This window comes from Paenibacillus sp. EKM212P, assembly GCF_011066115.1.
GTDB classification, from domain to species: domain Bacteria; phylum Bacillota; class Bacilli; order Paenibacillales; family Paenibacillaceae; genus Paenibacillus; species Paenibacillus polymyxa_B.
On sequence record NZ_JAAMNR010000003.1, the window covers coordinates 21,321 to 43,394 of the forward strand.

Consider the following 22,074-nt stretch of genomic DNA (forward strand, 5'->3'; position numbering starts at 1 on the left):
GAGCATGAAATACATAAAGTATGATGCATGCTCTTATGTGCCCTCTATCAGTCAATTTACTAGCTTAACTAAATTAATAGAGTTAATTTTAACTTTTACATTTGCTTTATCTCCAATGTCGAATCTTAGTTCATTGTGGCTATTTTTTAGCCAGTCAGGATCCGAACCTAAAGGAATTAATAATTGACCACTAACCACATTGAATAAGAAAGAATGATCTTCATCATATTTCTCACTTTTTCTATTACTACTATTCCAAAATAGTTGGCCTTGGAAGGGTTCCTGAGATCCTATAATATTGAGGTCAATTAATAAAAAGTCAGCATCTTTTCCTTGCATAGAAGAATCAAATTTAAAGCTCACATATGGATCATTACCACTGGTCACTATACTCCCATCCGCTTCTTTGATAATCTCATTAGATCCTGACAATGACATATTATGGTCTGGTAAAAATTGAAATCGATCCTTCATTTCTTTAAAGTTTCTTCCCCAAGCAACTGGTAACGATTTTAAATCCTTTTGATGAAATACTGCTCTTAATTCGTTTTCATCGGTATCAGTTGTACCATCATAAGCTTTAGTTTCCAACATTCTCTGCTTGCTCACCAAAAATTGAAGGGAATTATATTGATAGTACACATAGTCTCTTTCTAAAAACCATTTATATAATCTATAGGCACGAATCGAAGCGGGGCCTCCATCATGCCTAATTGCAGGACCAATAAAAACTAATGGCGGTGCTTCTTTATCAAGACTTTTTATCATTTTTTCTTGAATCTCTTCATTGGCAGCAAGATAATCTGCAGAGTAGAAAGTAGGAACCTTTTTATTAGTTATCTCATAAAAAAGTGTTCTATTTGTCAGATCTGCATAAGTCTCTCCTTTTTTCAATATTTTGGATATAACCATTTCAAAATCCAACATTTCTTTCCATCTATCCTTTGCAATATATCCCTCCCCAACGTCAGGGACACCCTGTTTTGCACCATTTACAAAAACAGCGTTGTCTGGCACAACTATTGGTTGTATTAATTTTTCTGTAATTCTAAAAGCCTGCTGCTGTCCGAAAGTTGCCACAGAACCTAACAATATTGCAAATATGATTAAATATATATGATGAACTACACCATTAAACTTAAACTTGTTTTTAAGAAAAAAGACATACAGAGCTGGTATTAAAAAAGCAAAGCATATAAACGTAATTGATCCAGAGCGATGCATTGATCCAGAATCTAAGCGACCTAGGCTATATCCGGTAATTAATAATAAGAATACAATCGATACAATACAATATAAAATCATGAGATAAGTTTGCTTTTCTTTATTGAAAGACACTACTTTTTTCACATTGAAAATCATTAACCCCACAAAAAGAAGCAGCGTAAATATCCATCCTCCAATTCTAATGGCTTCCCAAAGCAATCTATTCAGTTTATCGTAAGGAAAGGGCTTAGGAAACCATTCTGGAGAAGTTTGGGATTCAGAAAAAAGACTTATTCCATATGCAAGTGTATTAGCAGAACCATTATCAAGTATAAATTGAATAGTCCCCAATAATGTAGGGAGTAACATTACTAATATACAAAGTTGAATTACTAATAAAGTACAAAATAATAATTTGTGTTTAAGAAATACCTTACTCCATAACTTAAGCTTTATCGTCCTATAAAACATCACACTAAATAGAGGGAAAAAGGCTACTGTTAAAGCCGCACCCATGGAAGGATTATACAAACAGTGAATTAAAGACATCCAAAAATAAAGAATGACCCACTTTACAGGGTTGGACAACGTTTTTTTGTGAAAAAGAATTAGTACATAAGGAACAATTAAATAAGTTCTGTTCATACCTGATTCATATAGTATCGGTAAAGAAAATACAATAAATAAAAAGGCCCATTTAGAACCATATATTTTTTTTATAAGCAATACTACCAGAACGCCCATAATTATAGGAAAGGCAACAAAAGTATAATTGATACTCGATAGATTTCCATTAAATACATAGCCATTAATAAGACTATACATTGGACCCATTATTCCCTGAATTGACATTATATCTACATTAAGCTTCATTCCATAATTCAACATTTGCTGCAAGGGCATGAAGATTTCCCCTAAATGGAAATCATCTGAAACAAAGCCACTATAAACAGGAGTGGAGTACAACATAATGATCGTCATTGGTATTAATGAAGGCCAGAATATGTAATCCCACACATTACTAACTTCACATTTTCTGTATTTTAAAATAAAAAGAACAGTGTAAATAAACAGTATAATAGCTATAGAAGCCATAATAGCTAATGTATAATTATTTCTATGCAATTCAATTTTATTTCCTGTCTGATATACACCAAACACTAACACTAACGTTATAAAAGGAAGAATCAATTGAGATAAATACATTAAGGTTTTTGTCAGAGTGGTTAGTACGCGCTCTTTATAAAAGTAAATTACAACTTGAATCATCCAAACTAACAGAGTCAGAACTTCCGGGAAAAACTGCGCTAATTTGTAAGAAGAATTCGGGTTAACAAAACTAAAGACGAAAAGCATCGTTATAATTGCGAAATAAGTAAAAGTAAGAGATACAATAATACTTGTAAAGACTTGCTCTTTATCTGTTGTATCAGTTTTTTTACATTCAACAACAAAATAGGTTATAAACATCAAAATAGAAATATAAATGAAAGAACTATTCCCACTAAAGAAATAAAAACTGACCGCGTAAAATAAGAGAAAGAAGCAGACAAATAAATTCTTGGACACGAAAAGTCCTGCTGGACTCACCTGTATTTCCGTTATATTTTTTTTATTCACAAAGTATATTAAGGGAATTAAAAACAAACAGAAGCAGAGAATGAAGAAGTATATTATCGAGTAATCCAAACTCTTAAATTGATCAGACCATACGATGTTGCCTGCAATGATGTCATGATAAACTTGCTTGCCGTTAGCATAAATCTTTAAAAAAAACACGGTTGAAATTAGTGATAAAAGTACAGCCAACACACTTGATATTAAAAGGTGCATTGAGGATTTAGGAAGAAAGGACTTCAAATTGCTCATGCTCAGGCTCCCTCTTGTTCTTATGAAGTAATTTTAAACCTAAAAATTTCTTTTCAACTAGATGCCAAGATAAATACGAACAAGCCAAACAAATAATAAAAGAAATAGAAAAATGAAAAAAGGTATTCATTTTGCCACCACCGAAAATCCATATAACAAATTGTTGAACAGGAAATGCGTAAATATACATACCGTAAGTAAAATCACCATACTTATTTATTTTATACATTTTTATTTTCTGAGAGTAAGCAAAACAAATAATAAGATAGCTCCCAAAGATCATAAAAACTTCTTTCAAACCACCAAATTTAAAACTTATTAATATAACTATAAATGAACATAGCATTAGCTTTCTCGAAATAATAATTTGATCTCTATAGCAATACATAACCGTACCTGCCAAGAAATAGCCTAAGAGATAATTTGCGCTACCCATACTTATCCCGTAAAAGTTATAATTATCAAAAATATGAGGAGAGAATATATTTAGATATAAAACCAGTACAAATAAAAGCAATAGGGTTTCGCGAGTTTTATGACTAAACCAGCCAATAGATCCTATAATCAAAACCAATGCATAAAATAGAACCTCATAAGGCAAAGTCCACAATGAGCCATTTACTGAATTGGGATAAATGTTTCCAGTAAAAACACCTGGTAATTCATAGTAAACAGGGAAAAGGAATGAACTTTTTAAATAATCATATGTCTGAGGATTAGTTAAATAATCATTTAAAGTATTATTAGTTACAACAGCTCCAATGATGAAAGTTGAAAACAAAACGGCACAAATCAAGCCCGGAAAAACTCTTAATATTCTATTAAAAACAAACCTAAACTTACTATGCGTTTTATTAAAACTCATACTTATTAAAAAGCCACTAATAACAAAAAAAATGGCAACAGATACTCCTCCAAGTGGCCATTGACCATTTGTTATTTTAGCAAAAAACTCATTTGCATTCCCTGAGATTGGATAAGAATGCGAAAGCAATACCATAACTGCAGCGGCAAGCCTCATAAAATCAAAATTATTCTCTTTACCAATCATTCGATTTTCGAGTAGTACTGATTTCTGGCTCAAATAATCAACTCTTTCATTAGAATTATTACTCCCAACACAAGTACATCTATATCTATAGATAATCTAAAAAAGAAAAAATCCTACATAGGAAAGCAGGATTCATCTGTCCAAATTTGCTAATAGAATATTTATTAAAATATGCTAATTCACATCGAATCTATCTTTTTAAGGCTTTGAACTTGAGAATAAAATAAATTAGCTTCTTTCCCATTTTCAAAGAACCTTTATTATTGTTTCTAAGTTTAGTCAAAACCTTCCATCCAATTGTGTTTCTCATGTTCATTAATTCCGTTTCCAATTGGTTAAGTTGGTTATGGTACTCATGTGATGTTATATTACTATCATGAGGGAAATAATATTTTAAGGACACAAGAAGATCAGCATTATCAAATACAGTTATTGTTTTAGTCGGCTCTTTGGAACTCTCGAACCTGTCGTACAATTCTTTATATTGAGCTACCATCTCTAATTTTGTTTTAAAGTTATACTCACTAATATTAATTTTAATTTTAGCCAGTTCATTTTGCCCATGATCAATAATTTCATCCAATTTCTTCATAACATCGCTTAGTTCAAGAGATTGGGATACCCATCCACCGCCTACCTTATTAACTCTTTCCTTAAGGGCTCCCATAGGAGTAACCAGAACAGGTATATCATGCAACCACGCTTCAGTTAACGTATAAGAAAAAGTCTCTGGCCATGGAGATAACAAACAAATTAAATCCAGATCCAGTTGTTTTATAATATGGCTCAGTTCTTCTCTTTTGTACTCCCCATGCTTATGGAGATTATTTTGGTTCAATAAATTTAATTTTTGATCTCCCAGACCACCAACTAAATGCCAATTAATATGATTCCTAGGGTACTTTGTGATCAATTTATAAATCAAATCACTACCTTTATTAGGTGCAAGCCCGCCTAAAAATCCAATATTCCATTCTTTAATTTCTTTTTCCTCTGATTTCACATATGAAATTTCAGAGCCTGTTAAACTATTCTCAATAGTAACTCCATGTTCGATAGCAAAAATCTTGTTTTCTAAAGAAGGAAAGTGCTTTATAAATAAATCTTTTGAAAAATCACAAGGTGTAATAAATTGGTCTACTTTACTAGTCATACCTTCAACTTTTTCTCTCCATTTCTTTATAAATGGAGTATGAAATCCATAAGCAGCTCTCAAGGAGGAATTGAATTTTTCTTCTTCATTTCCACTTTCTAAAATGTACTTATTATTCTCATCCAATAAATTCACTTTAGGACTGAATAAATAGTAATCATGTAAAGTGAAAATTACTGGTATATTTAATTTATGAGCAATATGAGGGATATCAAAAGAATGCCTGATCAAATGATGTATATGCACAAGGCTAATCTCAAAAGTCCCCAAGATTTTTTCTACAATTTCACTATATTCTTGATGATGAAAATGTTGTATAGAGATAGAATCACGTAAAGGAAAATGATACTTTGCAATAAAATCACCCTTAAGATACTGCTTTAGCACCAACTCATTTCCATTCGTCACTAATACAAAAGCGTAATAATCTTCTAACTCCGATACAATATCCTTAACATGATACTCCGTCCCACCAATTGGCTGAGTATAGCTCTCGTCAAAGAAATTGTGAAGAACATAAAGTATATTGCCGCGGGTTTTGTAAGAATCAACATAATGTGGTAATCTAATGTTTATATTTTCATGTATACGTTTCAATGGATTTTTAACAATGAAATCATGAACATTTTTATCGTAATAAGGATATCTGGCATTTAAAGTTTTTAAATTTTTATTTAATAAGGCCAGTTTGTCACCTTTAAAAGACATAGATCCTTTATGGTATATAAATGTGTGATCATCAATCACATTTTTATAGCCATGCTCAATAACTCTGCAACAGAAATCATTTTCTTCTGCATACCCTTTACCAAATGTCTCCTGATCGAACAATCCGACTTCATCAATGATCACTCTTTTAATATACATACAAAAACCAACTGCGGTAGGCACTTCAGGATACTCTTTCAGAGAGATATTTTCAATAAAGTGTGCGAAGCTTTCTACTGTATAACCCTCGGGAATTGAGTTATCTTCTAAAAATTTTGGAACAGAGCAAATACTTCCATTGTTTGTTAGTGGTGTGACTGTTGCAATAGATTCATCTAAATATGCAACTTCTTTTAACTTTTCCAACCATCCAGTTGTAACGACCGTGTCACTATTCAACAGTACTACGTCGTCCTGCGAGAAAGACATACCTCTGTTAACTGTGCCTACAAAACCTAGATTTTTTTCATTTTGTAGAATAATTAAACCTTCCTGTTTATCTAGGGTAGCGAGATATTCATTCACCTTAGAATCAGGACTGCAATCATTAATAATTACAACTCTATTTTCTTTTAAATTAGTGTAACGAAATAATGACTGTACACATTCTTCTAATTCTTCCGGTGCATTATACACAGGAATAATAATATCACAGGATCGCACTTCCATTTTTAATTCTCACCTTTTTCTAAATTCTTGAAAAGCTCTAACAAATGGATTTTGATTTAGTTTTTCTTGCAAGCTCGTAATAAGCTGTTCATGTTGCACCAACTGTGCTTTCAAGTCTGCAAGTGTTTGTTCTTTTTGTGAGATATTCTCTTGTAAAACTGCTAAATGCTCATCTTTTTCTTTTATAGAGTCATGGCACAACGAGATATAACGATTATTCTCCTCTAATTGTCCATCTTTCTTAGTAATTGTAGCATGGCACTGTTCAATATATTCAGTGTTTTTCAACAGTTCCTTGTCTTTCTCGGCTACCACCTTATGACAATGCTCTATATATTCGAGGTTTTGTGCCAGTTGTTGATCTTTTTCCTGAATTGCGGCTTCGTAATTTGCAATTACATTTTGGCACTTACCATACTCAATTCTAACCTCTTCATTAGTCATTTCAACTACTTTACTCTCATAAACAGCCAAATTAACTTCATTATTTTGCAAAACATCCAGCGAGATAGTCAACAGATTATTGGTTTGCACAACAAAGTCATCATTAATAAAATCAGTTTCATCTAATTGAAGTTGTAAATTGCTCAACAAAAATAAAGACATATAACTAAAAAACGATTCTTGTCTATACCCTTCAATGGTTGCCTCAAAAAACTCATGAACCATACTCTGTGTGATTTCATTTTCCGCAAAAAAATGATAGAAGCTTGCTTCACATGAAAGACCACGGAACAAATTCAATTCATAAAGTAAATAAAAATAATAAAAACTAAATCTTAATGGATCTAGAAAATAGCTTTTAGAAGGGATACTGAATTCAAAATCAATAAGGTTGAGTTCCCCTTTATCTACCAATATATTGGATGGGGTTAAATCAAAATGCACCATTTTTGTAGGCTGGTCGGTTTCCTTATCAACCTCAACCAGCTTATTTAATATTTTACGATTGTTATCAGACAAACTTAATAAAGAAGTTAACTCACTATAGTTTTCTAATGCTTTGTGTGCGTAGTTACTATTATCATCTATTTCTAAAGTCGGTATCTCTATATTTGCAAAGCGATTCAGTAAGACTCCAGTATTTCGAAAGTCTGAACGAACATGATCAATAACATCTTCTAAGTTATTCAAAGAAAGCTTGTTGACTGTCCGCTGCAATCTGGACTTAAGGGAACTGCCTGGCTTAAATTCTTCAATTGAAACATAACGATTGTTGATTCTTAACAAATCAAAAGGTTGAGGAGCTTGACCCCAACCACTTATTTTATCAAGAATTTTATATTCACTAACGATCTTCTCCTGGCGTCCCTTACGATCCCTTAAAAATTTAGCAACTAGGGTAGGCTTGGCTTCGTGGTTTTTAAAAACAAGCACTGTGCATTTTCCATGCGTAATCTTTTTCCCCTGAGGATTAGATAATAAAAGAAATTGAAGTGTCGAAGGCTTAATTTCGAAAAATCGGTTCCAGTTTGTTTCTACATAATTTTTAATCTGAGGTATCATTAGTTCTCCTCCTTACGAGCAAAGATACTATAAGAAGCAGGAAATGGACTTAACTGTTCATATTCGATTAGAAACTTCTCCAAATCATTTACACGTTCACTAATTGAAGAGCTGGACTTTGTGTAGCGTAAAAATTCGACTAAATAGCTTGATACGTTTTTTTCGGACAGACTGTACAGAAACTCAATCCTTTTGTAATCTGGATGCGGATAAAAAAAGTCAATGTTACTGAAGCCTGAAATCTCCAACAGTTGCTGATAACCCTGCTTTGTGTACGTATAAGTACTATATTCGTTTTTATTCCACTTTAAACTTATTTCATTGGATTCTTCTCTGCTCAAATAACTAATGTATTTAATACCTGTATGATCGTCAGGTTCGCCAAGCAAATATTTTAGCCCCAGAGCGTTTTCAATCCCAATGTATAGATAGCCTCCAGGTTTGAGTAAACTGTAAGCTATTCTTAAAGCCTCATTCTGTCTTTCTTGTGGATTCTGGCCCAGATCGTTAAGTCCCACCCACTCTAATACCCCATTAAAGGAAACTAAGTCAAAACTCGCTTCTTTAAAAGGATGCTTAAATATGTCCGCGTGAATAACCGTAATATTTTCTATATTCTCTTGCTTTGCTCTGGTAGACAGAAATTGAAGACGGTCTAAGGTTCCATCCAATGCAACAACATGTTTAATATTACGTGCAAGCGGAATGGAAATAGTCCCCCAGCCAGCCCCAATATCCAGTGCTACTGAATCTTCAGTTAACGGCAATAGATACTGCCAATCTGCTCTGGATTCATCTGTAATGATATTGAATAAAAAAGGATTATCGTAAAAATTTTCCTTAACAGCCGTTCTCCATCCTTTAGAGATACATTCAGCAACTAGTTTACTCATCCGCTTATTATCTAAGTCAGAATAATAATGTCCACTTTCAGAACATAAATAAATTCCTTCATGTATAGGATAAATTTGTTTGAATAAATCATTCATAAGATCACTCCGAGTTCTCTAAAGTTAAGTTATTCATTACTTTGCTTACGTTTATTTCAACTTTAGGATCTACAAGGCCGGCTGCTTTTTTGGTTTCTGCGACTTTAAAAGTTAAAACATCATATCTTCTGTCCATAACTACGATATTATCATCAACTAATTCAATAAATCCCAAAGATACAACATAATCTCCTGCATTTAATATTGTGTTCTGAGTAAAGACAACATTTAAAATATCATCCTTCTTATAATTTTTTAAATCCAAACCCTCGAAGCTGGTATTCGTTCCGGTTATTTCGACCCCCGAAACAGTTTTAATCGTATAGGCTGCAAGTGAAGAATAAGTATCCTTATAGTACTGAAGTTTAAGGGAAATGGTTATTTTTTCACCATGCCTGTATATTCTTGATCTATTCCCGTCTTCGCCATCTAACCTAAAGGATATAATCTTCCCTTCCCCATTACCGTATCTATACTCTGAAGGAGCTTGTTTGCTATCCAACAATTTTGATTCGCCCAAAATCGGGATGTCATTACTTTTTTCTGTTGGCTTAGTGACCTTCACTCCATTTTCCATTTCAGCAATAAGCTTAGTGTATACATTTATGACGTGATTCGGATGTCCTTGCTCGATAAGTTCCCCTTTATAAATTAAAACTGCTTCATCACAAAATTGCTTAACTAGTCCCAAACTGTGAGTTACGAATAATATAGTGACGCCCTTTTCTTTTAGTTCCTCGAACTTTCTAAAGCATTTCCTTTGAAAACTTTCATCTCCTACTGCGAGTGCCTCATCAACAATGAGAATGTCAGGGTCCACATTGATGGCAACCGCAAATGCCAACCTCACATACATACCACTGCTGTATGTTTTAACAGATCTATCAATAAAATCGCCAATTTGAGCAAACTCAATTATTTCATCTATCTTTGTTTCAATCTCCTTTTTCTCTACTCCTAGTATGGAAGCATATAAAAATATATTCTCTCTCCCAGTATAATCTGGATTAAAACCCGCACCAAGTTCTAACAGTGCAGATATCCTACCCTTCACGTTAAAATATCCAGATGTAGGTTGCAAAATCCCTGTGAGGATTTGAAGAAGTGTGCTTTTCCCAGAACCATTAGGACCAACTATACCGCATGTTTTCCCTTTTTCCACTTTAAAAGAGATTCCTTTCAAAGCGTTTATTTCAGTATTTTTTTTCCCTAAATTGAAGATCTCAAGCAATTTATAATAAGGCTTATTGTATACTTTATATGTCTTCGTTATATTTCCAATTTCTATTGCCAAGTCGTTTTTCATCATAGTACATCAACAAATCCTTTTTTCGATTTTTGGAATATATATTGCCCCAAACAAAAGACTATAATTGAAAAAGTATAAAGATAAATAAGTTCCCTGTCCTCAATGAACTGTAATTTAAACAAAGCATCTCTTATTCCTTGTACCACATGTATTAACGGGTTCCAGAAAAACCAACCTTGGAATTTTTGTGGTACAACATGTATAGGATATATAATTGCACTAGCATAAAAAACAATATTTAAAACTACACTTACGATCTGTCCCAAATCTCTAAAGAAAACATTTAAACTGGCACATAACCAGCAGAATCCAAGAGTAAACAACACCAAAGGGAATATATATACCAATACATACAGTAACGAAAGGCCCGAGACATGTTGACCTAAGAAAAACATTCCGCCAATTAATATTAGAAAACCGATTAGAAAATTCACCGCGTTAGAAAGCAACAAAGAAATCGGCAAAATTTCAGAAGGAAATACTGTTTTCTTAATTAAGTTACTATTATCAAGCACAACTGAGGTAGCGCGGCTAAGAGTTTCTGAAAAGAAAATCCATGGGAGCAACCCTGCGAACATCCACAGTGTAAAATTATTGGTTCCCAGTTCCACACCCACTCTCATTTTTAGCATCCATGAGAAAACAAGTGAGTAGACTGCAAGAGTTGTCAACGGGTGGATGATTGACCACAAGAAACCCATCATGGAACCTTGGTAGCGATTTTTTAGATCCTTGACCATAAAATTTTTAATAAGATATTTATGGTTAAAAATACTTTTTAATGTTGTTCTTAAATACATTCTCAATATCTCTTCTTCCTATAATTAAGTTTTAATTTAAATGAGTTAGCATGCCCTTGATATACTGCTAGTTGGTTCCAAAGCGTCATTATGCTAAAATGTTGACGTATCTACAAGAAAAGGAGATTGTAAACCTTGTCGAATCCAGTATACGGGAAACAGGCCAAAACGTCGACCCGTGACGATAAAAGGCCGGCTATGTTTTGGGTGTTAATTGTTGGCATGATTCTGTTTTTAGCTTGGGCTCCCTTCCAGGCTGCACTTTTTAATGGGCAAATGCTCGATTTTGAAAAGCCTCTCTATTGGGCTGTTATCATCGCCTCGATTCTATTGATTTTAGGAATCGTAACCTATTATAAAAAATTCAAGCTGGAAGAGCAAAGGGATTGGCTGGCTGTATTAGTACTACTGCTTCCCTTGACTTATGTGCTTTCACTGACTTCAGCAGCTTCACATTACCTGGCCATGAATATGGTGGTGGTACAGTGCATATATGCAGCCCTGTTTATCATCTCAATTTATCTACTCCAGGATCGCTTAGGCAATAAGATTATTCACAATCTGATTATGACTATTGCTTATGTCATTGTAGGCTTTGGCTTCATTAACTGGTTCGGACAGTGGGTGCTTGCCGGCAAGCTGGTAGGCTGGCTTAGCCAATATGTGTATCAAGACCGTTATATCAATGCAGTCATGACAGATACGAATGGGCTCCGGCTGACATCCGTGTTTCAATATGCGAATACATATGCCGCCTTTCTAATGGCTTTCCTATTCGCTGCCGTTTTTTGTCTGATGAAATCAAAATCATGGTATGGCAAGGCTACTCATGGTTTCATGTTGGTGCCCATTTTGGTCTCGCTGTTCCTGACCTTGTCACGGGGCGGTCTGGTTATGCTGCCAGTCGTTTTCGTCCTGCTCTTGCTTTTCCTTAAACCTGCACGCCAAATTATATGGATTTTGCATTGCGCCATTGCTGGTGTAGCGTCAATATCTATCTTGTCGCCGATTACAAATATGGGATTACAACTCAATAAGACCTACAACGGCGGAGAGGCTGCCAAGGCTTGGGGATTACTTATTGGAGTCTCCCTTGCTGTAGCTGTTGTACTGTGGCTTGTTGAACGTTATCTGGCGCCGAAGTTGGAAAGTGCCCTCACAGGCTGGACTTCCCGTAAGTTATCCAACCTGTGGCTGCCTGTCGGATCAGTTGTCGTGATTGGCTTGCTGGCTTTTCTGTTTATTGGAACTGGCCTGCGCAGCGTACTACCAGAAAACGTCCAGGTCCGGTTTGAAAATATCAATTTCCGGCAGCATAGTGTACTAGAACGACTTGTATTCTATCAGGATGCTGCCAAATCGATTAAAGATCATCCTGTTATTGGCACCGGCGGCGGCGGTTGGGCTACTTTATATGAGAAATACCAAGACTATCCTTACACAAGCCGTCAGGCCCATAACTTCTTCATGCAGTACCTGGTTGAAGTTGGTATTCTCGGTTTTGTAATTTTCATGTCTTTCATCTTATTTATTTTCTACAAATATATCCGTAACTATATTAGACAAAATGATGAAGAACGGGATTCTCACTTTCTGTATCTCATTTTGGCGCTCTCGATCTTACTTCATAGCTTGCTGGACTTTAATCTGAGCTACGTGTTCATGGGCATACTGATATTTATGAGTCTTGGTGGTATGGCCGCTGCTATGGACAGCAAACCTCTTAGACGCTTGTCCATGAGTACTTCTGGTTTCCGAATCATGTATAGTGCAGTCATCGGCATTCTAAGCATTGTGGTGCTTTTTGCAGGTCTCCGCTTCGTGCAATCGGCCAATGCTGCCACATCTGCCAAACAGATCATGGCGGTCAGCACATCTTTTGAGGAAATCCAAAGTGCCATTAATAAGGATCTTGAACTTCGTCCTACGCACCCAGATTCGGTTATAAGATTGGCTGCACTGTACAAGAATGTGTATGATCAAACGAAAAAAGAGGAATTTTATAATGCTGCAATAGAGGTACTTAATACGGGCCTGAAGGCAGAACCGTATAATAAAATCATGTATAACTCCAAAGTTAACCTTTTAAAAGCAAAAGGTGAGCATGAGCAAGCCTTCAGTATTTTGGAAAATAACATTTCCAACTTCAAATGGGACAATGACTGGTACAACATGTTGATTACTCAAGCTTACTCTATTGGTGATAAGGCACGTGAACAGAAGGACACCGCCAAGGAGCAGAAATATTTCCAAGCAGGCCTTGCTGCTTACCAGCAGGTTCTGGATGGGGTAGCTCATATTAAAACAGTTCCACCTGAAATTCAGTTGACACGTACTTTTGAGGTAACTCCAGGTATTGCGCTCAGCACTGGCAAAATTGAATTCATGTCAGGCAAGCCTGCAGAGGCTGCAAGCATCCTCAAAAACGGCTTGAAAGACGACCTGAGCGACGCTACAAATCGTGAGATTGCTCGATATTATATCGTCGCTCTGCAAAAGCAAGGGCAGGATGACAAAGCATTGTACGATAAACTAATAAAAGCTGATCCGAAGGAGAAAGAGCAAATTGCTCAGTTGAAATCGGAGAAATAGTAACACAAAAAGAGACTATCAGATGATGTTATATCATTCGATAGTCTCTTTTTTATTTGGAGAAAGAGAGGTTTAGTGAGGTGTTTATTTTTGTTGGTCAATCTTTTCAATAACCTGTCTCATATAAGCCAGAACTTCATCCTTGATTTCGCTATGCTGCAGAGCATAATGAATAGTAGTTTCAATGAATCCCAATTTCTCGCCAACGTCATGGCGATTCCCGTCAAATTCGTAGGCCAGGATCGGATTCTTCTCTCCCAGTTTGGACAATGCGTCCGTCAACTGAATTTCACCGCCTACTCCTGCGGATTGTTGACCTAGTATATCAAAAATATCGGGCGTCAGGATATAACGTCCCATGATCGCCAAGTTGGAGGTTGCTTCTTCCTTCTTTGGCTTTTCTACCAATCGTTCCGCCTCAGAGATTTTGGAAGTAATTGCATGACCTTCAACTATGCCGTAACGATGTACCTCGTTCCAATCCACTTGTTTTACACCTACAACAGAACGCTGATACTCATCGAACACGTCTATCATCTGTTTGAGGCACGGATTCTCAGACTCAACGATGTCATCCCCTAAAAGGACGGCAAAAGGTTCGTCACCGATAAACTTACGTGCACACCAGATAGCGTGCCCCAACCCTTTGGGTTCCTTTTGACGAATATAGTGGATATCTGCCATCTCCGATGGTTTACGCACTTCATTGAGCAGGTTCCATTTTTCCTTGGCAGTCAAATTATGCTCCAGCTCAAAGGAGTAGTCAAAATGATCCTCAATCGCCCTTTTGCCTTTACCAGTAACGATAATGATATCCTCTATACCAGATGCAACAGCCTCTTCAATAATATATTGAATTGTTGGTTTGTCTACAATGGGAAGCATCTCTTTAGGCATCGCTTTCGTAGCAGGAAGGAACCGGGTCCCTAATCCCGCAGCAGGAATAATCGCTTTACGGATTTTCATAGGTTAAAACTCCTTTGTCTTCAATATAACGGATAGATATACTGTCTATGATTATAACAGGAAGATAGATGAATTTGATAGGTTAAAGAAGAAGACATCTTCCCTCAAAGAGAACATGTCTTCTAATCACTTGCTTTCTATATGAATATATTATGCTGCCGGAATCTTTCTGGCTCCCGAACAAATATACAGTTATTTACTTCACCAGCTGCCCACGTGTTACACCCAACTGATTCGTCGCTTTCAGCGTCTTCCATACTTGTGTTCCACTGATTTCTCCGCGCAGGGCACGGTTATAGAGATCAATAACCTCATGCACTTGCTCCGGTGTCTCCTCCAAAAATTCCACGCGGTAACGGGACACGCCCAGCTCCAGGAAGTTGGACAGATATTCCGCGCCGGATTGCTCAATCGCGTTGTACACCGTGTTGCGGCAGCCTTCGTCCACACGGACCGGATGAGACATACCAATTCGATCACGCAGGGATGCGCGATGGTCCTCACATGGACGTCCACAGTTAGTGTAGTCGGTGCCTTCACTCATAAAGGTGCAGTATACGCAATGTTCAGTATGGAACATTGGCATATGCTGCTGGATCACGATCTCCAGCTTATCAGTACGTGTACGTCTGAGCATATCGACCATTTGCTGAATGTTCAGATCGTACGAAGGCGTAACCAGGTCGCAGCCGGAATCCAGGAACAGATCAGCCGCTTTATGGTTGGCTATGTTCAGCGAGAAGTCACCAATCAATTGCGGGTGATGTGCGTCCGGGTTCTCCAACCGATGTCGCAAGTAGAAATACAGTGCCCCTGGATTGCGTACCAACACAGCATCCGGCTTCAAGCGCAGGATGTTGTTGTGGTAGCCATTTTCACCCGGCATGTGAATACGCGGGGTCGCTAGCGCAATTCGGCGGCCTGCAGCGTGCACAGCCTCTACGGCTGCCGGGAATTGCTTGATGAACTCGAAGTCGGCGTAGATGAACTCCACGCCGGCCTCGAGCGCAGCCTCCACCTGAGGGAGGCTGCGGCACAACGCGGTCAGCTCTGCCTGACCGCGTGCCACAGACGATGCCGGAGTCGATGCATCGTCATACACCTCGACCGTCCGCTTCGTGTACACGGGCGGTTTGGGGCGCTCGCCCGCGAGCAGTTCCACCGCCTGACGGCGGATACCGTTCAGCTCGCGCATCGGCACGATGACGTCCCCATGCAGATGGACGTCCAGTTCTTCCAGCTGGAACACCGTTCCGCCCAGTCGGCCGAACTGCTCTTCGAGCAGTTCATGCGTCATCGGACGCTTCTGGGCAATTTCAAGCTCCAGCTCGGAGTCCACGCGGACCGTTGTGCCTTTCTGCACGTCGGTCCACCATGTCGACAGCGGTTGCCCTGGAGAGCCGCTGACCCGCACATGTACCGGGAAGACCCGGTACGGCTTGTCGGTGTCGTACGACTGGCGCAAACGTTTGTCCAGCGCTGGGTCGTTGGTCTTCCAAATGCGGTCGCCCACGTGCACACGGCGCAGATCCACATCGTTGCGTCCCGCTACGATGTCGATGATCCAGCCTTCTCCGGCTTCGCCTTCAATCTTCACGCCCTTGCGGCGGATATCGTATACGCGTCCGCCTTCTTCTTTTTGCGTGGGATCTCCCGCATCGAATACAATACCATCGCCACGCTTGAGCGGTGCATCAATACGGCACACTACGCCATCACGAAGGATTTGTTCCACTCGGCCCAGATACACCCCCCGGCTTTTCGGGAATGTACCGTCAACCAGCTTCTTGTTATTGGTCCCTTCGAGAAAACCGTGCGTAAAGCCGCGTGAAAAGCTCTGCTGCAGCTCGCGGATATCTTCTTTGCTGGTCTTGGACGTATCGCCATCAAAATACTTATCAATGGCCTTGCGGTACTTGCTGACCACATTTGCCACATATTCAGGTGTTTTCAGTCGCCCTTCAATTTTAAAAGAAACAACACCCGCGTCGATCAGTTCAGGCATCAAGTCAATCGCTGCCAGATCCTTAGGTGACAGCAGATACGTCACATCTGCCATTGGTTTCTGCTCTCCATCCACCATCAGATCGTAAGGCAAACGACATGCCTGTGCACACTCACCACGGTTAGCAGAGCGGCCGCCCCACATTTCTGAAGTCAGGCATTGGCCAGAATAAGATACGCATAACGCTCCATGTACGAATACCTCCATTGGAAGTCTCGCCTGATCGCCTATCTTTTGGATCTGTTTCAGGTTGTTTTCGCGTCCAAGCACGACCCGTTCCATATTGTACGGCTTTGTAAACTCTACCGCTTCCGGCGAAGTGATCGTCATTTGGGTAGAACCATGAATCGGAAAATCCGGTGAAATGTCGCGGATCATTTTCACCAGGCCCATATCCTGGACAATTAAGGCATCGACTCCAGCATCAATACAGGCATCGACCAGCTCCTTAGCGTCCTCCAACTCGTTTTCAAATACCAATATATTGAATGTTAAAAAACCTTTAACCCCATAGCTATGCAAAAACGCCATAATTTCAGGCAGTTCCTCCATGCGGAAATTATTCGCCCGTGCTCGTGCGTTGAACTTTTCCACCCCGAAAAAGATCGCATCAGCCCCGTTTGCCACCGCCGCACGCATACAATCCCAGTCACCGGCTGGTGCCAGAAGCTCAACATCTTCTCTTCGTACTGCTGATTTCATTATTGCCCTCCCCATATGCTGAAAACGAATGATCCCCCGAGGAATAATCGTTGTTTTCAGGGCAGCTATGCTGCTTACTTGGTAATCTCATGGATGTTCCATAGACTCATTCCAAAGCTGATCATGGTCAGGGGAATGGAAGCCTACTAAGAATCATATTTTAAATCCTATCCGTCTCTATCATCTTGTCCGATCATCCACACACTGAACCATCGGTTCCTCGCGTGAATTACATCCAACTCAAAAAATCCGCATCACAAACATCTGCGGCAGAATCATTCTTATCTTGTAACTAATCTAGTGTACCAGACTGCGACCTAAGCTTCTACACTTTCCAAGCGATTCCTTTAAAAAATAATACTAAAAACACCTCCAATCCCGTCAAGCGGTGCTTTGGAGGTGAGTCATCCTATCATTAACTAGGCAAACCTATACTTCGCAAGCATTTCTCCCCAGGGTGATATTCCCTTCTCCCTGAAGCCTGATTTACTGTATAGCTTTCTAGCTAGTTCATTGTCTGGTTTATACCCAATCATGATAACATCCGTCCTATCACTGGCTTTCCTTATTTCGTCGATAACCAGCAACATCGCATTGTAGCCATAACCTTGACCTTGAAATCTTTCGTCAATCATAAATCGGTAAACCCAGTAATTTCCGTCATCCGGGTCTAAACCATACATTGTAAAACCAATTAATTCGTCATCATTATAAATTGCTTTAGATAAAAATCCATCTAAAAACTGACATTCCGCAATCGAAAAAAGGTTAGATACCATAAATCTTTTTTGCTCAGGTGTCGGTTCAAGTTCGGCACATGCTTCCCAATTATGTTTGTCGACTGCTTTTAGCGTAATCATTTTGGATTCCTCCTATACGGGGAAATCCGTATAGACTTCCCTAGTGCTTACTTCACTCATTATAAGATTGGCGGTATTTGGCGGGCGCCAGTGAAGCGGGCCATTTGAATCCGAAGAAGCGTCAGCGCTCGTAGGCTCAAATGGCCCGCGTAGCGCTTCCCCCACAACCTCGCTAATCTTTTACCTACACCTTCTACTTCACAAAATTAAACGAATTTAACGTCGAATCCAGTGCGTTAGACTGTACAGCCGTGTTGTTCGCATCATTTAATGTTGTTGTCACAGTATACGTTTTTCCGTCACGTTCCAAAACCAATTGGTGGCCCGTGTAGCCAATGCCTTCCTCTATACGATGGAATGTAAAGGACACTGCCGGAACACCAGCAAACGTTACGTCCTTAACTTCCTCAACTTTGAGGTTTTTGTAGTTCTTTGCTTGCTTATCATAGAAGTCCTTGAGCTGGGATACCGTTAGTTCAAATGATTGGTCGTTGTCGATTTTGATGGAAAAACGTCCTCCGGTAAACTGGTACTCTACATCACCCAATTCAAATTGATCGCTAATCGCGGTCCAATATCGTGGGATATTCACCGTATATTCATAGGCTTTTGACGTCTTTTTGACCGTTTTCGTTTTGTCCGTCAAATAGTCGTCTTCTTCCAACTGTCCAAAGTTACTTGCTACGGTTTGAAAATCGATTTGAAGCGAGGAAATGAGCGCATTGAACTGATCATTTCCTTTGCTTACTTTTTCAGGCACTGCGTATTCAGCCAAATAGCGGTATCCATTTCGCTGAATCAGCACATTGTACTCTTTGACCCATCCATCGCCAAAATTATAGCGGTACTCCTGTACTAATCCTTGAACGCCTGCAACCTCCAGCGGATACGTCTTCTGTGCCTCATAAGCCGTAGACACAAATGAATCGCTCAGCCATTTTTGCAGTTGCTGGCCCCAGTTCTCCAACTTTCCATCCGCTGGAGCCGAGGTTATTTTCATGCGGAAGCTCGATCCATCATTACTTTCATATTGCATCCGTTGATCGTCCATTTTCCAGCCTGCGGGTATGCTGAGTGACACACCGTAGTCTGGATTTCCGGCCTCGCGTGTGCCTCCTACGACAGTGGACAAGTCTTTAATACTTTTATCCTGCGCATTAAAAGAGGTCTTGAAGGAATTTAACAGTCCCGCATACTGAGCCAGATCTTTATAATTCGTTGCTTTAGCATCGGAAAAATAAACTACATACAATCGCCCGTTATCATAGTACTGACGATTTTCCCACAGTACGCCGTCCCCATCCTTCGTAATGACACGAGCATAAGGTACCTTCGCTTTCGGGAAGGATTTTCGATCGATCACAGTTTCTCCCGTTTCCTTGGCTGCCTGCACTAATTGTTGCAACAGATCGTCCGCATTCAGTGGAACCGGCTGTGACGCTGTGTGCACCTCCATATAGTAGGCACTGTTCTCATCCATAAAAGTGGAGATACTCTCATCTCCACCTCCCTGACCGATGACGAGACCTGTTGGATAGTTCATAGACCAGCCATAGTAACTGTTCCCGATCTGCGTCTTGCCCTCATCATTATCAATGTTCGGTGTCTCTTCAGCTACCGTGCCCGCCTCTTCTTGTGCTTCCATCCGGATAATGATTCCGGCGCCGTTCTTCTCCAACTTACCGCCAAGCCCTTCTGCTACTTGACGCAGAGGCACCATGAGAATACCTGATGACATTTCCGGTGGAGCTGGAAGTGTCACCTTGTGACCTCTCACCCAAGCAGTACGGCTACCAATGGTCAGCGATACAACATGAGTTCCGCTAGTGATTTTAACCACATTATCTTCAGCCAATCGAATTTTGCTGTTAAATGCCTTTTTAAAAATACCAGCTGGAACCATCAGTGCACCACTTTTTGAATATGGCTTCGTAATATTGGCATTATGGCCGTTCACGATGGCTGTATTGCTGCCGCTTTGCAACCGCAATTCCAGCATGGTTTTATCATGATCTGCTGCAACTGCTGGCAAAGCGGAAAGCAGAAGGGACAATGCGACAGCGCCGACCCCCAGCTTACGCATCATTTTTCTTTGAATATGCTTCACAGTAAATCTCCCTTTAGCTTTATTTTATAGATTCAAGTGCCGTAATTGTTCACTTTCCAGTAGTTGCCCCTTGAGCTGGCTCCGATGTTTCCTTAGGAAGCGCTACGCCGCCATCTTCAGCGGCCTCCGAACCGTTCGAATCTTCACCATCTTCTCCAGACTGAATGGACTCATAGATTTCACCATTATCCTGTGTCAGTACTAGCTTGCGCTTCACAATATCACCGTCCGACTGCATTAGTACACTCACCGTTTGACCTGGTTGATAGTTTTTAAGCAGCTCATTGACATCAATGGCCGAAGCCACACGCTTACCGTTAATGCTATACAGCTCATCGCCTTCCTTGATTTTGGCCTGAATGGCATTGGCTGAGGTAATTTTCGTAACTTTCAGAGGGTCCTCGGTAGGTAATCCAACGATAGCTGACCAGCTCTCTTCCAGACTCAGACCAAGACTGGCGCGCCGAACCTCTCCGTATTTGAAAAATTGGCCGATGACATATTTCACCGTATCCGACGGAATCGAAAAGCCCATATTTTCAATGCCGACCGCCGAGAATTTCATCGTATTGATTCCAATGACCTCACCCTTGAGATTGACCAGCGGACCGCCGCTGTTACCAGGATTGATCGCGGTATCACTTTGGATCAAACGATAAGCAGCGTTGACACCACGGTTCAGCCCGCTAACAACACCTGAGGTTGCCGAATTGCGAAGTGAAAAGGATATAGGAGTACCAATAGCCACTACCTGCTCACCTACCTGTAGACTGTTCGTTGAAGCTGCCAAGGTGGCGGGTTTGAGGCCGCTTGCCTTGATTTTGACTAATGCCAAATCACTGATCGGGTCGCTGTAGCTGTCGGTGATTCCGTAAGATTTTCCGTCCGAGGTTACGACCACGGCATCACCTAATCCTTCGATAACATGTGCATTCGTCACAATCCATCCATCGGTACGAATGATAACACCCGTGCCGTGAGCCAGGTTGTATCGATCTCCTCCTGCTACGGTCTCTCCCGTGGCTGAACGGCCAATGATACCGACCACAGAAGGAGATACATTTTTAACCACCTGCGGCACACGATCGGCCGATAACGTATATGTACCATTTGCGCTGTTATATGCGCCGCTGGTTCCTAATGCTTTATTCATATCGCTTACATTAACATAGACCCCACCATTAATGACTTTGGCCTTTAACGCAGTCCCACTGCTGGCTGCACCTGCCGTTCCAGAAATACATAGAGCGCTGCCCAAAGCCAGAACAACTGCCCTTTTCCCCATCTTACGCATATACTCACCATTTCCTCTCTTACATGACCCTGTTCTATCAGTTAGTCCAAATCTACCATAGAGGGGACACGTATACAATCGCTTTAAGCCCTATCTTTTTCTAAAAGGCGCCGTTTGCTACATCCCTGTCCTCTCATGCTATTTATATTATAAATTTTCCAAATCCTTATATCAAAAAAATAAGCAAAAACGATAAATAATCGTTATACCGTTTAGGTCATTCCTTCGTTTACGGGCATAACCAACTGTGATACCATCACATTATATCTTAGTTTTATTGTCGGAAAT

The 22,074-nt window shown here is 39.6% G+C and carries 13 protein-coding genes; 1 reads left to right on the forward strand and 12 read right to left on the reverse strand.

Annotated features, from left to right (window positions below; all coding sequences use genetic code 11):
* Positions 1-51: 51 nt before the first annotated feature.
* From G9G54_RS09420 to G9G54_RS09450, 7 genes are all read right to left on the reverse strand, one after another.
* Entirely contained in the window at positions 52-2,475 is a 2,424-nt protein-coding gene (locus tag G9G54_RS09420; protein ID WP_238807876.1) for a hypothetical protein, read from the reverse strand.
* 571 nt (positions 2,476-3,046) lie between these two features.
* Positions 3,047-4,159 carry an acyltransferase family protein gene (locus G9G54_RS09425; protein WP_165177591.1) on the reverse strand — a complete coding sequence of 371 codons (1,113 nt, stop codon included), beginning with the start codon at positions 4,157-4,159 and terminating at the stop codon, positions 3,047-3,049.
* 157 nt (positions 4,160-4,316) lie between these two features.
* Complete coding sequence (locus G9G54_RS09430) at positions 4,317-6,656, reverse strand: glycosyltransferase (protein ID WP_165177593.1); 2,340 nt, start codon at positions 6,654-6,656, stop codon at positions 4,317-4,319.
* 9 nt (positions 6,657-6,665) lie between these two features.
* A complete protein-coding gene (locus tag G9G54_RS09435; protein WP_165177595.1) occupies positions 6,666-8,162 on the reverse strand; it encodes a hypothetical protein in 1,497 nt (498 codons plus the stop codon).
* Positions 8,162-9,151: a class I SAM-dependent methyltransferase gene (locus tag G9G54_RS09440; RefSeq protein ID WP_165177597.1), complete on the reverse strand. Its 990-nt coding sequence runs from the start codon at positions 9,149-9,151 to the stop codon at positions 8,162-8,164. The genes G9G54_RS09435 and G9G54_RS09440 overlap by 1 nt, the downstream gene beginning before the upstream one ends.
* Before the next feature lie 4 nt (positions 9,152-9,155).
* Complete coding sequence (locus tag G9G54_RS09445) at positions 9,156-10,457, reverse strand: ABC transporter ATP-binding protein (RefSeq protein ID WP_238807878.1); 1,302 nt, start codon at positions 10,455-10,457, stop codon at positions 9,156-9,158.
* A complete protein-coding gene (locus G9G54_RS09450) occupies positions 10,457-11,260 on the reverse strand; it encodes an ABC transporter permease (protein ID WP_025723433.1) in 804 nt (267 codons plus the stop codon). The genes G9G54_RS09445 and G9G54_RS09450 overlap by 1 nt, the downstream gene beginning before the upstream one ends.
* 135 nt (positions 11,261-11,395) lie before the next feature.
* Here G9G54_RS09450 and G9G54_RS09455 point away from each other — a divergent pair, with 135 nt between their 5' ends.
* Positions 11,396-13,852 carry an O-antigen ligase family protein gene (locus G9G54_RS09455; RefSeq protein ID WP_165177601.1) on the forward strand — a complete coding sequence of 819 codons (2,457 nt, stop codon included), beginning with the start codon at positions 11,396-11,398 and terminating at the stop codon, positions 13,850-13,852.
* A gap of 84 nt (positions 13,853-13,936) precedes the next feature.
* Here the strand turns inward: G9G54_RS09455 and galU are convergent, their stop codons facing one another.
* The 5 genes from galU to G9G54_RS09480 all read right to left on the reverse strand — a co-directional run bounded on the left by galU (position 13,937) and on the right by G9G54_RS09480 (position 21,786).
* Positions 13,937-14,818: a UTP--glucose-1-phosphate uridylyltransferase GalU gene (gene galU, locus G9G54_RS09460; protein WP_165177603.1), complete on the reverse strand. Its 882-nt coding sequence runs from the start codon at positions 14,816-14,818 to the stop codon at positions 13,937-13,939.
* A 196-nt stretch (positions 14,819-15,014) separates the two neighbouring features.
* On the reverse strand, positions 15,015-17,525 hold the full coding sequence (locus G9G54_RS09465) for a U32 family peptidase (RefSeq protein WP_185156289.1): 2,511 nt from the start codon (positions 17,523-17,525) through the stop codon (positions 15,015-15,017).
* Between the two features lie 419 nt (positions 17,526-17,944).
* Complete coding sequence (locus G9G54_RS09470; RefSeq protein ID WP_165177605.1) at positions 17,945-18,385, reverse strand: GNAT family N-acetyltransferase; 441 nt, start codon at positions 18,383-18,385, stop codon at positions 17,945-17,947.
* A gap of 193 nt (positions 18,386-18,578) precedes the next feature.
* A complete protein-coding gene (locus G9G54_RS09475; RefSeq protein ID WP_165177607.1) occupies positions 18,579-20,492 on the reverse strand; it encodes a stalk domain-containing protein in 1,914 nt (637 codons plus the stop codon).
* A 49-nt stretch (positions 20,493-20,541) separates the two neighbouring features.
* Complete coding sequence (locus G9G54_RS09480; RefSeq protein ID WP_053326213.1) at positions 20,542-21,786, reverse strand: S1C family serine protease; 1,245 nt, start codon at positions 21,784-21,786, stop codon at positions 20,542-20,544.
* Positions 21,787-22,074: the final 288 nt, after the last annotated feature.

What these genes read in the sequence shown, in the direction of transcription:
- G9G54_RS09420 (WP_238807876.1), bottom strand. Translation starts at nt 2,475, where the DNA reads ATGATTCAAGTTGTAATTTACTTTTATAAAGAGCGCGTACTAACCACT.
- G9G54_RS09430 (WP_165177593.1), bottom strand. Translation starts at nt 6,656, where the DNA reads ATGGAAGTGCGATCCTGTGATATTATTATTCCTGTGTATAATGCACCG.
- G9G54_RS09435 (WP_165177595.1), bottom strand. Translation starts at nt 8,162, where the DNA reads ATGATACCTCAGATTAAAAATTATGTAGAAACAAACTGGAACCGATTT.
- G9G54_RS09440 (WP_165177597.1), bottom strand. Translation starts at nt 9,151, where the DNA reads ATGAATGATTTATTCAAACAAATTTATCCTATACATGAAGGAATTTAT.
- G9G54_RS09445 (WP_238807878.1), bottom strand. Translation starts at nt 10,457, where the DNA reads ATGAAAAACGACTTGGCAATAGAAATTGGAAATATAACGAAGACATAT.
- G9G54_RS09450 (WP_025723433.1), bottom strand. Translation starts at nt 11,260, where the DNA reads ATGTATTTAAGAACAACATTAAAAAGTATTTTTAACCATAAATATCTT.
- galU (WP_165177603.1), bottom strand. Translation starts at nt 14,818, where the DNA reads ATGAAAATCCGTAAAGCGATTATTCCTGCTGCGGGATTAGGGACCCGG.
- G9G54_RS09465 (WP_185156289.1), bottom strand. Translation starts at nt 17,525, where the DNA reads ATGAAATCAGCAGTACGAAGAGAAGATGTTGAGCTTCTGGCACCAGCC.
- G9G54_RS09470 (WP_165177605.1), bottom strand. Translation starts at nt 18,385, where the DNA reads ATGATTACGCTAAAAGCAGTCGACAAACATAATTGGGAAGCATGTGCC.
- G9G54_RS09480 (WP_053326213.1), bottom strand. Translation starts at nt 21,786, where the DNA reads ATGCGTAAGATGGGGAAAAGGGCAGTTGTTCTGGCTTTGGGCAGCGCT.